Origin of the sequence: Thalassospira sp. UBA848 (assembly GCF_002295455.1) — a bacterium.
Classification (GTDB): domain Bacteria; phylum Pseudomonadota; class Alphaproteobacteria; order Rhodospirillales; family Thalassospiraceae; genus Thalassospira.
In genome coordinates this window covers 35,655-50,447 of the sequence record NZ_DBGS01000003.1, presented here as the reverse complement: position 1 = coordinate 50,447, position 14,793 = coordinate 35,655, and the positions used below count along the sequence as shown (strand labels likewise).

At 53.2% G+C, this 14,793-nt stretch carries 14 protein-coding genes; 10 read left to right on the top strand and 4 right to left on the bottom strand.

From position 1 onward, the window contains the following. Nucleotides 1–84: 84 nt before the first annotated feature. From B2R48_RS00430 to B2R48_RS00405, 6 genes are all read left to right on the top strand, one after another. A complete protein-coding gene (locus B2R48_RS00430; protein ID WP_296996435.1) occupies nt 85–963 on the top strand; it encodes an ABC transporter permease subunit in 879 nt (292 codons plus the stop codon). Nucleotides 964–976: 13 nt separating this feature from the next. After that, on the top strand, nt 977–1,831 hold the full coding sequence (gene ugpE / locus B2R48_RS00425; protein WP_296996432.1) for a sn-glycerol-3-phosphate ABC transporter permease UgpE: 855 nt from the start codon (nt 977–979) through the stop codon (nt 1,829–1,831). A gap of 57 nt (nt 1,832–1,888) precedes the next feature. Then, nucleotides 1,889–2,959: a sn-glycerol-3-phosphate import ATP-binding protein UgpC gene (locus B2R48_RS00420; RefSeq protein WP_296996429.1), complete on the top strand. Its 1,071-nt coding sequence runs from the start codon at nt 1,889–1,891 to the stop codon at nt 2,957–2,959. A 147-nt stretch (nt 2,960–3,106) separates the two neighbouring features. After that, nucleotides 3,107–3,580: a GAF domain-containing protein gene (locus B2R48_RS00415; protein WP_296996426.1), complete on the top strand. Its 474-nt coding sequence runs from the start codon at nt 3,107–3,109 to the stop codon at nt 3,578–3,580. Between the two features lie 59 nt (nt 3,581–3,639). Beyond that, entirely contained in the window at nt 3,640–4,170 is a 531-nt protein-coding gene (gene ssb, locus B2R48_RS00410; protein WP_062954904.1) for a single-stranded DNA-binding protein, read from the top strand. 244 nt (nt 4,171–4,414) lie between these two features. Beyond that, nucleotides 4,415–4,813: an NUDIX domain-containing protein gene (locus tag B2R48_RS00405; RefSeq protein ID WP_232310578.1), complete on the top strand. Its 399-nt coding sequence runs from the start codon at nt 4,415–4,417 to the stop codon at nt 4,811–4,813. On the opposite strand, the gene B2R48_RS00400 is transcribed toward B2R48_RS00405, so the two are convergent. Next, nucleotides 4,810–5,325, bottom strand: a complete 516-nt coding sequence (locus tag B2R48_RS00400) for a YchJ family protein (protein ID WP_296996420.1) — start codon at nt 5,323–5,325, stop codon at nt 4,810–4,812. The genes B2R48_RS00405 and B2R48_RS00400 overlap by 4 nt on opposite strands. A 632-nt stretch (nt 5,326–5,957) precedes the next feature. Between B2R48_RS00400 and rpoH the strand changes: the two genes are divergently transcribed. Beyond that, complete coding sequence (gene rpoH / locus B2R48_RS00395; protein WP_062954901.1) at nt 5,958–6,827, top strand: RNA polymerase sigma factor RpoH; 870 nt, start codon at nt 5,958–5,960, stop codon at nt 6,825–6,827. 87 nt (nt 6,828–6,914) lie between these two features. On the opposite strand, the gene B2R48_RS00390 is transcribed toward rpoH, so the two are convergent. Next, the gene (locus tag B2R48_RS00390; protein ID WP_062954900.1) at nt 6,915–7,370 is read right to left on the bottom strand and encodes an NUDIX hydrolase; all 456 of its coding nucleotides are present in this window, start codon (nt 7,368–7,370) and stop codon (nt 6,915–6,917) included. Continuing rightward, on the bottom strand, nt 7,357–7,626 hold the full coding sequence (locus B2R48_RS00385; RefSeq protein ID WP_062954899.1) for a hypothetical protein: 270 nt from the start codon (nt 7,624–7,626) through the stop codon (nt 7,357–7,359). The genes B2R48_RS00390 and B2R48_RS00385 overlap by 14 nt, the downstream gene beginning before the upstream one ends. A 203-nt stretch (nt 7,627–7,829) precedes the next feature. Between B2R48_RS00385 and B2R48_RS00380 the strand changes: the two genes are divergently transcribed. After that, a complete protein-coding gene (locus B2R48_RS00380; protein WP_296996408.1) occupies nt 7,830–8,693 on the top strand; it encodes a DUF502 domain-containing protein in 864 nt (287 codons plus the stop codon). A 61-nt stretch (nt 8,694–8,754) separates the two neighbouring features. Here B2R48_RS00380 and recG read toward each other — a convergent pair whose 3' ends face one another. Further along, nucleotides 8,755–10,842: an ATP-dependent DNA helicase RecG gene (recG, locus tag B2R48_RS00375; RefSeq protein WP_296996405.1), complete on the bottom strand. Its 2,088-nt coding sequence runs from the start codon at nt 10,840–10,842 to the stop codon at nt 8,755–8,757. Between the two features lie 226 nt (nt 10,843–11,068). On the opposite strand from recG, the gene B2R48_RS00370 reads away from it, so the two are divergent. Together B2R48_RS00370 and mfd are read left to right on the top strand one after the other, a co-directional pair. Continuing rightward, entirely contained in the window at nt 11,069–11,341 is a 273-nt protein-coding gene (locus B2R48_RS00370) for a succinate dehydrogenase assembly factor 2 (protein WP_296996402.1), read from the top strand. 7 nt (nt 11,342–11,348) lie between these two features. Then, nucleotides 11,349–14,793, top strand: a 3,445-nt coding sequence (gene mfd, locus B2R48_RS00365) for a transcription-repair coupling factor (protein ID WP_296996399.1), incomplete at its 3' end; no start/stop codon positions are given.

Genomic DNA, 14,793 nt, shown 5'->3' with positions numbered 1-14,793 from the left:
TCTGCTTTTCGCAAATGCGGGGCGGCCGATCTTTTGGCCGCCCTGTTTTGCATTTTCTGATTCTGCCTTGAGGTTGCGTTCACAATGAAGCGCGTACAATTTGAACATAGCGCGGTGCCATACCTTTTCATCGCGCCGCAAATTCTGATTATTTCCATATTCTTCCTGTGGCCTGCGGCCCAGGCACTGTACCAGTCCTTCTTGCTTGAAGACGCCTTTGGCCTGTCTTCGCAGTTTGTCTGGTTCCGCAATTTTGAAGATGTGCTTTCAAGCAGTTCATGGACGCGCTCCGCCATCTTTACCGTCGTATTCTCTGTTCTTGTTTCCGTACTTTCGATCGCGATTTCGCTGTTCCTTGCAGTGCGCGCCGACGAAGTCATCCGCGGGGCAAAAACCTATAAAACACTTCTGATGTGGGGATATGCCATTGCACCGCCGGTGGCTGGCCTGCTTGGCATTATGATGTTCAACCCGTTAATGGGCGACCTTTACATGGCCTTTAACAGCTTCGGGTTTGAGTTTAACCACATCGAGAACCCCAATGACGCCGCGTTTGTCGTCATTCTGATTGCGGTCTGGAAACAGGTCAGCGTGAACTTCATCTTCTTCCTGTCAGGACTGCAAGGCATTCCGAAATCGATACAGGAAGCCGCGACCCTTGATTGCAAAAGCCCGGAACGCCGTTTCTGGACCATCACATTCCCGCTTCTGGCACCAACAACCTTCTTCTTGCTGGTGATCAACCTGACATATGCCTTCTTTGAAACCTTTGGGATTATCGACGTTTCGACCAAGGGCGCGCCGGGTGGCTCGACTGCAACCCTTGTCTACAAGGTTTATGTCGATGGCTTCCTGGGTGCGGATATGGGCGGCAGTGCGGCCCAGTCAGTCTTGCTGATGATCATGGTCAGTGTCCTGACTGTGTTCCAGTTCCGCTTCATCGAACGCAAAGTGCATTACTAGGGGGAACGTCATCATGTATCAGTCCAAATGGCGTATATTTACCAACCACACCATTCTGGTGCTTGGCGCACTTTTCATGATCCTTCCGGTCTGGGTCGCCTTTGCATCATCAACCCATACCCGTGAATATGTCTTCCAGCACGGCCTTCAATTCTGGCCGGGCGGTGAGTTCTTTTCCAATTATGGGGCTATCCTGTTTGATGCCGAGGCAACAAAGGGCAGGGTGACCGCGCTTGAGATGCTGTTTAACAGCATGGTGCTTGGCCTTGGCTTTGCGATTGGCAAAGTGATCATTTCGATGATGGCGGCCTATGCGATTGTCTATTTCCGATTCAAGCTGGCTGTGCCGCTGTTCTGGATCATCTTCTCGACCCTGTTGCTGCCGCTCGAAGTGCGCATCGTGCCCTCTTATGAGGTCGTGGCAAGCCTTGGGCTGCTCAACAGCTATACCGGTCTGATCCTGCCGTTGATCGCCTCGGCAACCGGTACATTCTTCTTCCGGCAGTTTTACCGTTCCGTCCCCGACGAATTGCTTGAGGCCGCAAGGCTAGATGGTGCAGGGGCGTTGCGCTTCTTTATCGATATTCTGGTACCGCTGTCTGTCACCATGATTGCCGCGATCTTCATCATCATGTTCGTGGTTGGCTGGAACCAGTATCTCTGGCCGCTTTTGATGACGACCGATGATCAGCTTTACACCATCGTGATCGGGATCAAGCAGGTCTATAACTCGCTTTATGAAGGCGGGCAGATCCCGCAATTTCCCAAAGCATTCGCACTGACAATCATGGCATCGATCCCGCCGGTACTGGTGGTGGTGATCTTTCAGCGCATGTTCGTCAAAGGACTGGTCGAGACGGAGAAATGATCTCCGTCTCCCACGAGTTTGAATTGAAAACAACCGATCCGCATACAGGATACTAAGATGGCAACTGTAACGCTTAACAAGGCCGAAAAAACGTACCCGAATGGCTATAAGGCCATTCACGGCATTGACCTTAAAATCGAGGATGGAGAGTTTACCGTTCTTGTTGGCCCGTCGGGCTGTGGCAAATCAACATTGTTGCGCATGATCGCCGGCCTTGAGGGCATTTCTGATGGTGAGATCAGCATTGATGACAAGGTCGTCAATAAGGTCGCACCGGCTGATCGGGATATTGCGATGGTTTTCCAGAACTACGCGCTTTATCCGCATATGAACAACTATGACAACATGGCTTATGGCCTTAAAAATCGCGGTCATAGCAAAGCCGAGATCGATGCAAAGGTCCGTGAGGCTGCACGCATCCTTCAGCTTGAAGATTACCTTGAGCGCAAACCGCGCCAGCTGTCAGGCGGGCAGCGCCAACGTGTTGCCATGGGGCGCGCGATTGTGCGCCAACCCAAGGTCTTCCTGTTTGACGAACCGCTGTCAAACCTTGATGCCAAGCTGCGTGTGGACATGCGCCTTGAAATCAAGAATCTTCAGCAACGTCTTGGAATTACGTCGGTCTACGTTACCCACGACCAGGTCGAAGCAATGACGCTTGCAGACCGTCTGATTGTCATGAATGGCGGTGTCGCGGAACAGATCGGCTCACCGATTGACGTCTATGAAAGGCCGGCAAGCCAGTTCGTTGCCGGCTTTATCGGATCGCCGGCGATGAATTTCCTCAAAGGCAAGGTCTCGGACGACAAAAAGCATGTGACGGTTGGCGATGGTGTCGAACTCGAACTTGATCACGATGTCGACGGGGGACGGGATGTCACGGTCGGTATCCGTCCGGAACATCTGCAAATGCATAGTGATGGTCACGGCCGCATTGATGCCAGTGTGCGCATGGTGGAATCACTTGGTGCGGAAACGCTGGCATATCTGGATTTTGGCGCAAATGCAGATAACGTCACGCTTCGACTGCAGGGAACCCATCAGTTCACGCAAGGACAGAAAATAAATCTGTCCGTTCCGGCCGAGAAAATCCATCTCTTTGATGTCGAAAGCGGCAAGCGTATCTGAGCGATATCGCAGTTAACAGCTATCTATCTGACGCCTCTGACAACTTACCTGTCAGGGGCGTTTTTTGTTTTCCATTTGTCCAGTTTACCCTTGTCTCAACAGACCGGAACGGGGTAGTTCCTATCGGCGAAAGTTAAGGAGTACATCGTGCAGACCGAACAGAAACAAGCGCTTTACGAAGAAGCAGAAAAAGAACTGATCAGCATTACCGAAGGCGAAACGGACGTGACCGCGCTTATGGCGACGGTTTGCTGTATCCTTTCGCAAAAGTTCGACTATTACTTCTGGACGGGCTTCTATAATGTTGATCCCCATAAGGAAAACGAACTGGTCGTCGGTCCGTACCAGGGCACGCTTGGCTGCCTTCGCATTCCATTCGGGCGCGGTGTCTGTGGTGCTGCTGCCTCTAAACTTGAAACGCAGGTGGTCGCCGATGTTCATGCGTTCCCGGGGCATATCGCGTGCGATAGCCGGACCAATTCGGAAATCGTCGTGCCGGTGACTAATGCGGATGGACAGTTGATCGCGGTGCTCGACGTAGATAGTGTCGAAGCCAATTCGTTTGATGAAACGGATCGCATTGCACTTGAAACTTTAATGCAGCGCATTTTTGCGCAATGATAACCCACAAGTCCCGACCAATCGGGACAGCGGACAACACAAACTTTGGAAGATAACCCATGGCTGGCAGTGTCAATAAAGTCATTCTCGTCGGGAACCTTGGCCGCGATCCTGAAATCCGGTTTACCCAGGCTGGCAAAAAGATCGCCAATTTCAGCATCGCAACCTCCGAACAGTGGCGTGACCGTCAGTCTGGTGAGCGCCGCGAGCGCACCGAATGGCACCGCATTGTCGTGTTCAATGAAGGTCTTGCGGATGTGGTCGAGCGCTTTGTGAAAAAAGGCAGCAAGCTTTACATCGAAGGCCAGCTCCGCACCCGTAAATGGCAGGGACAGGACGGCAAAGACAATTACACCACCGAAGTTGTGCTTGAAGGCTTCAACTCCAACCTGACCATGCTTGATAACCGCGGCGGCGGCGATGGCGGGGGCATGGGTGGCGGCTCGTCCTCTGGTGGCGGCTATGGCGGCGGCCAGGACAGCGGCGGATTTGGCGGCGGCTCTGATGCCGGTTGGGGGAACGGTGGATCGTCGGGTGGTGGTTCGGCACCGGCCGGTAGCCCGGACCTTGATGACGAGATCCCGTTCTAGGCCATCATTTGCCAATCAAGTTCAATGCACCCCAAAGCACTGGTTGTTTTGGGGTGTTTTGGTTTTGGGGTGATATGCATTTGACAAACAGCACCCCGACCACACATGAAATGGACTTCCCAAATCAGATCGTTTTTGGCTGCGAGACTGTAAATATTTAAGAAAACCTGATTTAAGGTTGAAGATCATACTTGGCGGCTTAAGGGAGTGTTTTTTGGCCGGGCCGATATTTGGAACCCCGCGCATGGGGCGAAGCTATAGCGTTCAGGACTGCGTTTATGCCGTTATCTCTCGTGACAACGGCGATGTTGCCGTTGCCCGCACGCCCAAAGGGATCGTTCTGTTAGGCGGCGGGGTCGAGGACGGCGAAAGTGAACGTGATGCCCTCTATCGCGAGGCTTACGAAGAATCCGGTTACCGTGCTCAGATCATATCGCGGTTGGGCTTCGCATCTCAGTATGTCAATAACGCAGCGAAGGATCGCTATCGGTTAAAGCGTGCGACCTTCTTTGAGTGCGAGCTGACCGAAAAGCTTGGCCCGCCCATAGATCAGGATCACGAATTGATCTGGATGCCTTATAAAGAAGCGCATGAAAACCTGTTGCGACCATTTCATCGCTGGGCACTGGAATTTGTGGGTTAGCCACAGCATTTCTTGAATTTCTTGCCTGAGCCACAGGGGCAGGGGTCATTCCGACCGGTTTTCACCGATCCCGAACTCACGGAAGCTGCACCGGCATCGCGCTTAGCCCCGGGAAAAACACCATCAACATAAAGCCATCTGCCGTTTCGACGCTCGAAATTGGATCGCTCATGAAGTTGGTGCTTGGCTCCGTTTTCTTCGAAATGGGCGATGAACTCAACAATGCCGGTTTGATCAAGCACACCACCCGAAACAACGTCGATGATTTCCAGCCCAGTCCAATTGGTCTTGTCCTGCGCAATCGTGTCCGCATTGAATCCGGAACGATTTTCCTCTGCCAACGTTGAAAGAAGGTAAGTCCCATCACGCAGTACAAAGGCAGAATAACGTGATCGCATCAGCTTTTCGGCAGTTTCGGCACTTGTGTTGCCTGAATGATATTTCCCGCAACAGGATACATAAGCGTCGCCAGTACCACAGGGGCAGGGCGCATTCGTTGGCAAGCTGGGCATATTAACTCCGGGCAAAACTGTATTCACCACCATCTTATGGCAGGTGTTTGATGGAATCCATCTCTGCGGGCCGATCGTGGTGGTTGGGGCGGTTGGGGCGGTTGGGGCGGCATCAGGTCAAAAATCCTGTTTTGATGTGTAATAACTGAAATTTGGAAGGCTGCCTTTGTTTCGCCTTATATCGATCCTAGCGTTAACCATTGGCGTTTTAAGTACCTGACTGATTTTGTCGGCTATAAATCCTAAAACGCTGATATCGAGGAATTAATATAACTGAAACACTGGTCATAAGTTCTTGACGGATTTGGTCGGGTTTAGATATATTAATAAATGCGGGTGGGGGCCCAAAGGCACCGCCGGATCAACGTCCGGCCAATTGGCGGACATGTAAATTGTCGATTTGCTTCGAGTAAGGATGAGACACGATGAATACACTTCTTATTAGCGTCTGCTGTCCTCTTCCATAGGTGACTTTGGAATGAGATACGACCGGATTGCACTTGTCTTCGAACGAGTTCCGGTCGTCCACGTGAATTATTTCACAACCGATAGTGTTTGCGCGTCATCTAGCTTGTGATGGATTCCGTATCCAATACACATCCCGACGTGTAAACCTCTCAGGAGGACATAGAATGAGCGCCATTAAATTACCAGCCGTTCCTCAGGAAGAAGGTTTCTCGGGTTATCTCCGTGAAGTCTGGAAATTCCCCATGCTTACGGCAGATGAAGAATACATGCTGGCCCACCGTTATCAGGATCATGATGACACCGAGGCCGCCCATAAACTTGTGACCAGTCACCTGCGTCTTGTTGCCAAGATTGCGTTCGGTTATCGCGGCTACGGCCTGCCGATGGCCGACCTCGTTGCAGAAGGCAACACAGGTCTGATGCGTGCCGTGCAGAAGTTTGACCCGGAACGCGGTTTCCGTCTTTCGACCTATGCAATGTGGTGGATCCGCGCCGCTGTGACGGAATACATCCTGCAAAGCTGGTCGATGGTTAAACTCGGCACCATGGCAGCGCAGAAAAAGCTGTTCTTCAGCCTGCGCAAGGCCAAGCGTCAGCTTAACATCTATGACAATGGTGAGCTTTCGCCAGAGGAAGCTGATCAGGTCGCCGAAAAACTTGGTGTGACCGGTCGGGAAGCGCTTGATATGAACCGTCGCCTTGCGGCGCGTGACTTCTCGCTTAACACGCCGATGCCAAAAGACGAGGGGATGGAGTATCTCGATACCCTGTCGTCTGATGCACCAAGCCCTGAAGCACTGGTTGCCGATGCCGAAGAACGTGTTCTTCATAACGGCATGCTGAAAAATGCCTTGGGTGAATTGCCTGAACGCGAACAGGAAATCATCAAGGCCCGCTTCCTGAGCGATGATCCGATCACGCTTGAAAAACTTGGCGAACGTTTTGGTGTTAGCCGCGAGCGTGTTCGTCAGCTCGAAGCGCGCGCTTTCAAGAAAATCCAGGAAAGCGTCCTGACCCAGCATTCAGCGGCGTAAGCACAACACTGCATTCAAAACAAAAGGCGGGATCAAACTGGTGCCGCCTTTTTCATGCGATATTGTCTGACGTCGCGAAGGAGTCGCTCAACCCTTCGAGAGTACATCGCGGGATTTGGCGATGATTTCAATGGTCTTGTTCCAAAGGGCGTACTTGGTCACATCCTTGACATTAACCCATTTTGCATCAGCGGCATCCCCGCCAAGCGTAACGTCAGGATTAAGCGCCACCGCTACAAAGTCGATCAGTGTATAGTGATACTCGACCTTGTCATCCTCGTTGGTCGAAATCATATCCACCGCATCAACAAGGATCGGGCTTGAGATTTTGACCCCGGTTTCTTCAAGAACTTCGCGGCAAACGGCATCACGCACGGTTTCACCAAGTTCCTGCGCACCGCCCGGTAGACTCCAGGTTCCCAAATGGGGTTCTTTGCCACGCTGAATTAACAGAACATGGTCCTTGTGCCATACAACGGCACCAACCCCGACAAGAGGACGCGGCAAAAAGGTTCGCTGATCATCAAGTTCAGTAATCGTCATCATCTTCTTCCAAATCATCATCGGGGTCGGGGACTTCGTGGACAACCTTACCAGTCATTTCACGCGCCCGAATGCCCGGGGTTCCAAGAAACTGTTCCTCGGACTCCGGATGGAGTGACATCACAAAATCCCGCGATGGGGCGTCGCCGATGGCAAACTGCCGTGCGGTTTCATAGTCAGGGGCGCGGACCTTCGCGGTCTTGATCCCGACCGAACCGTCATCATCGTAAATATATTCAACAATCCAGACCTGCAAAACGTCTCCACAACAATTCTGATCTGCGAATTACGGTTTGTTGGTTGCACCGCAAACTTGATTACTGCTATCACTTTAATAAGCGGGAACAACCCGGTCTTAAGTCCCAGCTTTGCCATATTCTCACGTACAATGACCAAAAACCAAAGACTAATCTTGCAGTTTTTGGTTCTTGATATTTGGCTCTTTTGCACAGGTGCTCAATGAACGCCAAGCGCGACAATAACGATGATCCGGAAAACAAGGGTTCGGATCATGTCATTCCAAGTCCGGGGATGTTTGCCCGGATGAGAGCCTATTTCCTGACAGGTGTGCTTGTCAGTGCACCTCTTGCGATTACCTTTGGCATTGCATGGTGGTTTATCGAGTTCGTCGATAGCAAGGTCATCCCTCTGATCCCGGCCCATTACAATCCGGAATCCTATCTTCCGGTAGGCTATGAGGAATACGGGATTCCCGGTTTTGGCCTGTTGGTCATAATCGTTTTTATCACCGTCGTTGGCTGGTTCACCACCAACTTTGCCGGTCGGGCGCTCATTAAACTTTACGAACGCATTCTTGGCCGTATCCCGGCGGTGCGCAGCATCTATGGTGCGGTAAAGCAGATACTGGAAACGGTTCTGGCCAATCAGTCCAATGCGTTTCGTCAGGCGGTGCTTCTGGAGTATCCACGCCGCGGCATGTGGGCAATTGGCTTTATCACCGGCGAAACGACTGGTGAGGTACAGAACCTGACCGAAGACAAGGTCATCAACATTTTCCTGCCGACAACACCAAACCCGACGTCGGGCTTTTTGCTGTTCGTGCCCAAGCGTGATGTAGTGATCCTTGATATGACGGTTGAAGAAGCCATCAAGATGGTCATGTCGGGTGGTATCGTGACCCCGCCAGACCGTCGCCCGGAAGCAGAACGCAACCAGCCAAAGGTCTCGGCAAAAACCTATGAGGATGTCGATACCCTTCGCGAAAAGGAAAACGTTCCAATCCTGGTCTCGCGCGACATACCTGCACGGACAGAAAACTCTGACCCGCAGGCAAAGGATGGCAAGACACCCGAAGACGCGTGATCGCAATGCATCGTTAATGTCCGACAGAAAAGGGCGCATCATCTTGATGCGCCCTTGTTTTTTATCCAGACCTGAAATATCGAACCGCTTCATCACGTTCGAACAAATATAACAACAAACGCAATGCATCACCGCGGGTCTTTTGAAGGTCCGGATCACGCTCGACAATCAAACGCGCATCATCCCTTGCGATGGCCAGCAAATCTCCATGCAGTTCTAGATTGGCAAGTCTGTATTCCTGAAGGCCACTTTGGCGTGTTCCCAGAACCTCACCAGCCCCACGAAGTTTCAGGTCTTCTTCAGCAATGATGAACCCATCCTCGGTTTCACGCATGATTTTGAGACGCGCCTTGGAAACCTGTCCAAGCGGGCTGCCATAAAGCAACAAACAGGTCGATGCCGCGTCACCACGGCCAATCCGACCGCGAAGCTGATGAAGTTGTGCCAGACCGAAACGCTCGGAATGCTCAATCACCATGATCGTCGCTTCCGGCACGTTCACGCCCACTTCAATTACCGTCGTTGCGACAAGGATGGAGGTATCGCCATGGGCGAACTTTTCCATGACCTCGTCCTTTTCCTTGCCCTTCATCTTGCCATGGACAAGGCCGACACGCTCTGCACCAAAAAGCTCTGCCAACACGCGATAACGTTCCTCTGCGGCTTGCAGGTCCAGAACCTCGGAATCCTCGACCAACGGGCAAACCCAGTAACTCTTGGTGCCGCTACGCATGGCGCGCCCGATGCCTGAAATAACATCATCGACCTTGTCGATCGGCAGTACGCGCGTATCAACCGGCTTGCGTCCCGGTGGTTTTTCATCCAGCCGCGAAACTTCCATATCTCCAAACGCTGTCAGGGTCAGGGTTCGCGGTATCGGTGTTGCCGTCATCACCAGGACATCAACCGCCTGACCTTTGCCCGCCAGCATTAAACGTTGATGCACGCCGAAGCGATGCTGTTCGTCGACAACCGCAAAGGCAAGATCATGGAAGGCGACATCATTTTGAAACAGGGCATGCGTCCCGACAGCAATCTGGACATCTCCGTTGGCAAAGCCTTCAAGGGCAGTCTTGCGGGCTTTACCCTTATCGCGACCGGTCAGGATGGCGCATTTGATCCCGATTTTCTCTAGCAGCGGCGAAATGGTTTCAAAATGCTGGCGTGCAAGAATTTCGGTCGGCGCCATCAGAGCCGCCTGACGTCCGCACTCAACTGCATTGAGCATGGCCATGAGTGCGACGACGGTCTTACCCGACCCGACATCTCCTTGAAGCAAACGAAGCATCCGGCCCTCGCTTGCCATGTCGTCATAGATATCAGCAAGGGCGCGTTGCTGAGCACCGGTCATGGCAAAGGGCAGGTGGTTGCCAAGTGCCTCGCGCAGACGTCCATCGCCCTTGGTTACACGCCCGCCAAGTTTGCGCATCTTGGCGCGGATCAATGTCAGTGCCAGCTGATTGGCAAGCAACTCATCATAAGCAAGGCGTTTGCGCGCCGGATGGTCAGGAGAAAGGTCGGTTTCGTCTTGCGGGTTGTGAACGGTATAGAGTGCCGTTTTTAAATCCGGCCATTTGTGACGCGCGACCAGCGCCGGGTCATGCCATTCTGGTAAATCGGGAAGCGTTTCAAGCGCGCCCCGTACCGCCTTGCTAAGGGTTTTGCCTGTGACCCCGGCCGACATCGGATAGACTGGCTCGACCGTCTGGATTTCAGAACGTTCTGCCTCTGTGCCGATCCGGTCGGGATGGGTGATCTGGAATTCACCGCGGTAATGGTCAATCTTGCCCGAAACAATCCGCTTTTCGCCAACCGGAAGCACGTCATTCAGGTATTTTGCCCGTGCATTGAAAAACGCCAGAACAAGCGTACCGCTTTGGGTTTTACAGACCACACGATAGGGGCGACGACGGTTGGGCGCAGGGTCATGGCGTTCGACCCAGACGTCCATGGTAACGATCGATCCGTCGATGGTGTCCGAAAGGTCCGGCGAAAACCGGCGATCAATGATGCCCGATGGCAAATGCCACAACAGATCGGCGACATGTTCCCCACCGATCAGGCGCGCGACCAGCGGCTTCAAGCGTGGTCCGATACCGGCCAGCGTGTCAATTTCAGCAAAAAGCGGGAACAGAATTTCCGGACGCATGACGGTTTTCGTTGAAACTTTCGATGAGAACGTTAATAGAACAATTGCGTTTATGGCACGGGTATACAACAAAACTATCCCGCCACAACCATCAAGTCATCATTTGATGCAAAATGACCCGATCACGGCATGGACCCGTAGGAGATTTTGCCGTACAAACCATGCCACAGAACAGGCTGCAGCCGCTGCCCGCAAGGCACTGCACAGGAAGTCAGGAGATCGTATAATGACCGACACCGTATCGGACCTTGAAATGCGCCGCAAAAAGCTGCTGTTCCGTGGAAGCCATCGTGGCACCAAGGAGAACGATATCCTGATGGGCCGTTTCATGGATAAGCATCTTGCGACGCTCACCAAAGAACAGCTTGATACATTCGAGACCCTGATCAACGAAGTGCCGGATGCCGATTTCTTCAAATGGGCTACCGGCAAGGAAGAGGCACCGGCGCAGTATGATACCGATGTCCTGCGCATGATCCGTGCACTCAGCAACGCCTGACAAGACATTGAATAAAATCAAAGAAATTATATCGACCACCGGTCGCAAACGGGTAGGCGGTGTACCAGAGGGTGCGGACGCCCTGATCTTGCGCGAGTTGCTCGACAGTGCCGGCAAGAACAAAACCGTTCTTCATGTAGCGCGTGATGACAAGCGCATGGCCCAACTGGCCCAGGCACTGCAATTTTTTGCCGGTGAAATCGAAGTCCTGACCCTGCCGGCTTGGGATTGCCTGCCATATGACCGTGTTTCACCGATTTCCGAGGTAACGGCACGTCGCGTTGAAACGCTGACAACCCTTGCTGATAGTGTGGAATCCGCCGCCGGAAACGGGCGTATTGTCCTGACAACCGCCGCTGCGGTAATGCAACGCGTTCCGACCGTTGATGTCATGCGCAAGGGCAAGCTGGCCTTCAAAGCTGGTAGTGAATACGACCGCGCAGACCTGACCGCTTATTTCGAGCGCATGGGCTACAACCGCGCCGAACAGGTAATGGAACCGGGTGACTACGCTGTTCGCGGCGACATTGTTGATATCTTTGCACCAGGTATGAAAGAGCCGGTGCGTCTTGATTTCTTTGGCGACGAGATCGAAAGCATCCGTCGCTTTGATGTCGAAACCCAGCGTACCGTTGGCAAGATCAAGGAAATAGCTCTTTTACCTGTGGGCGAGGTCTATCTTGATCCGGACAGCATTTCGCGTTTCCGAAGTGGTTATCGCGAGCTGTTCGGTGCGGTTTCGCAGACCGATCCGCTTTATGAATCGATTTCCAATGGCCTGAAATATGGCGGGATGGAACATTGGTTGCCGCTATTCCACGACGGTCTGGACACGATCTTTGCCTACGTGCCCGAAACCATCATCAGCCTTGATTATCAGTATAATGAGGTCATCGAAAACCGCCTGGAGATGATCGATGATTATTATCAGGCGCGCCTTAATATCAAGGGTGGCGGTCTTTCGGGCGATAACGTCTACAAACCTGTACCACCAGAACGGCTTTACCTTGATCAGGCAGAGTTTGACCGCCTGTTGTCAGACCGCCCGGTTCTGGAATTTTCGCCGTACTATGACGATGAAAATCCGGAACGCGGCATTTATGACCTTGGGGCGCGCGCAGGCCGTGATTTTGGGGATATCCGTGCACGTGCGGACGTCAATCTGTATGACGAGCTTCGTGATTTCATCACGACCCAGCGCGGCAAGGAGAACCAGGTTGTCATTGCGGCATATTCCGATGGCTCGCGCGACAGGATTGTCTCGCTGCTGCGCGAACATGGGGTGGGCAAGGTCGTCCCATGCGAGTGCTGGGAAGACGTTACCGATGACCTGACGCATGAACATGTCGGAGTGGTCATCCTTGATATTGAACGAGGCTTCCGGCGCAAGGGTCTGTGGTTTGTAACCGAGCAGGATATCCTTGGCGATCGCATGAGCCGCCCTGGCGGAAGGCGCCGCAAGGCCGACAACTTCCTGCGCGAAGCGTCCGAGATTTCTGAAGGCGACCTTGTTGTCCACCTTGAACACGGTATTGGGCGTTATCTGGGCCTTAAAACCGTTACAGCGGGTGGAGCCCCCCATGACTGTCTGGAACTTGAATATGACGGGGGCGACAAGCTGTTTGTCCCGGTCGAGAATATCGAGGTCCTGTCACGTTATGGCTCGGACGAGGGTGTCTCGATCCTTGATAAGCTGGGTGGGGTTGCGTGGCAGGCGCGTAAGGCCAAGCTGCGTGAACGCATCCGCGACATGGCAGGCAAGCTGATCAAGGTCGCTGCCGAACGCCACTTGCGCAAAGGCGCAACACTTCAGGCCCCTGAAGGCGCCTATGACGAGTTCTGCGCAGGCTTCCCGTTTGCCGAAACCGAGGACCAGGCACGTGCGATCCGCGATACGCTTGATGACCTTTCGGCTGGCAAACCGATGGATCGTCTTGTCTGCGGCGATGTCGGGTTTGGCAAGACTGAGGTCGCCATGCGTGCTGCCTTTGCGGCTGTCATGTCGGGCAAGCAGGTCGCCGTGGTCGCACCCACAACCCTTTTGTGTCGTCAGCATTACCTGAATTTCAAGGAACGCTTTGAAGGTTTGCCGGTTCGCGTTGAACAGCTATCGCGTCTTGTCACTGGCAAGAATGCCAAACTGGTCAAGGACAATATCGAAAGCGGACATGTTGATATTGTTTGTGGAACCCACGCCCTTTTGGGAACCGGTGTACATTTCAAGGACCTTGGACTTCTGATTGTTGATGAAGAACAGCATTTCGGCGTGAAGCACAAGGAACGGCTCAAGGAACTGAAATCTGATGTGCATGTTCTGACCCTGACCGCGACACCAATTCCACGAACCTTGCAGTTGGCACTGACCGGGGTCAAGGAACTGTCGATCATTGCAACCCCGCCAGTCGATCGTCTTGCTGTCCGAACCTATATCACGCCCTACGATCCGGTTGTCGTGCGCGAGGCCATCTTGCGCGAACGCCATCGTGGCGGCCAGATTTTCTATGTCTGCCCACGGGTCAACGAATTGGGTCGGGTTGCCAAGGAACTTGAAAACCTTGTGCCGGAAATCAAGTTTGACGTGGCGCATGGCCAGATGGGCGCACGTGACCTTGAACAGGTCATGACCGACTTTACCGACCGTAAATTTGATCTGTTGCTGGCAACCAACATCATTGAATCTGGCATTGATGTTCCGAACGCCAACACCATGATCATCCATCGGGCCGACATGTTTGGTCTGGCACAGCTTTATCAGCTGCGCGGGCGCATCGGGCGCTCCAAACAACGTGCTTATGCCTATATGACGCTGCCACATGGCAAGAAGCTGACGGCGACTGCGCTAAAGCGTCTCGAAGTCATGCAGACGCTTGATAGCCTGGGGGCTGGTTTTAATCTGGCAAGCCATGATCTTGATATTCGCGGGGCAGGGAACCTGCTGGGTGAAGAACAATCCGGGCATATCAAGGAAGTCGGGATCGAGCTGTATCAACAGATGATCGAAGAAGCCGTGGCAGAAGCCAAGGGCGAGATCGACGCATCAGAAGAAGCAAGCTTCGTCCCGCAGATCAATATCGGCATGCCAGTTCTGATTCCGGATCGATATGTGCCCGATCTTGGTGTGCGCCTTGGTCTTTACCGCCGTATCTCGGAATTGCGATCCCGTGAAGAAGTCGATCAGTTTGCTGCCGAGATGATCGACCGGTTTGGTAAGCTGCCCAAAGAAGTCGAAAACCTTCTGGATGTGGTTACCATCAAACAATGGTGTCGGGTCGCCAATATCGAAAAGCTCGATGCGGGGCCCAAGGGTGCATTGATCACGCTGCGCAATAACGAGTTCCCGAACCCGGCCGGCCTGATCGGTTTCATCCAGCAACAGGTTGGTGTGGCCCGTCTGCGCCCCGACCACAAGATGGGCTATGCCGCAGGCTGGGATGGGCCGACGGACCGGCTTT

Bases quoted from the DNA above. Each gene is read 5' to 3' on its own strand.
- B2R48_RS00430 (WP_296996435.1), top strand. From the start codon at position 85: ATGAAGCGCGTACAATTTGAACATAGCGCGGTGCCATACCTTTTCATC.
- ugpE (WP_296996432.1), top strand. From the start codon at position 977: ATGTATCAGTCCAAATGGCGTATATTTACCAACCACACCATTCTGGTG.
- B2R48_RS00420 (WP_296996429.1), top strand. From the start codon at position 1,889: ATGGCAACTGTAACGCTTAACAAGGCCGAAAAAACGTACCCGAATGGC.
- ssb (WP_062954904.1), top strand. From the start codon at position 3,640: ATGGCTGGCAGTGTCAATAAAGTCATTCTCGTCGGGAACCTTGGCCGC.
- B2R48_RS00405 (WP_232310578.1), top strand. From the start codon at position 4,415: ATGGGGCGAAGCTATAGCGTTCAGGACTGCGTTTATGCCGTTATCTCT.
- B2R48_RS00400 (WP_296996420.1), bottom strand. From the start codon at position 5,325: ATGCCCAGCTTGCCAACGAATGCGCCCTGCCCCTGTGGTACTGGCGAC.
- rpoH (WP_062954901.1), top strand. From the start codon at position 5,958: ATGAGCGCCATTAAATTACCAGCCGTTCCTCAGGAAGAAGGTTTCTCG.
- B2R48_RS00390 (WP_062954900.1), bottom strand. From the start codon at position 7,370: ATGACGATTACTGAACTTGATGATCAGCGAACCTTTTTGCCGCGTCCT.
- B2R48_RS00380 (WP_296996408.1), top strand. From the start codon at position 7,830: ATGAACGCCAAGCGCGACAATAACGATGATCCGGAAAACAAGGGTTCG.
- recG (WP_296996405.1), bottom strand. From the start codon at position 10,842: ATGCGTCCGGAAATTCTGTTCCCGCTTTTTGCTGAAATTGACACGCTG.
- B2R48_RS00370 (WP_296996402.1), top strand. From the start codon at position 11,069: ATGACCGACACCGTATCGGACCTTGAAATGCGCCGCAAAAAGCTGCTG.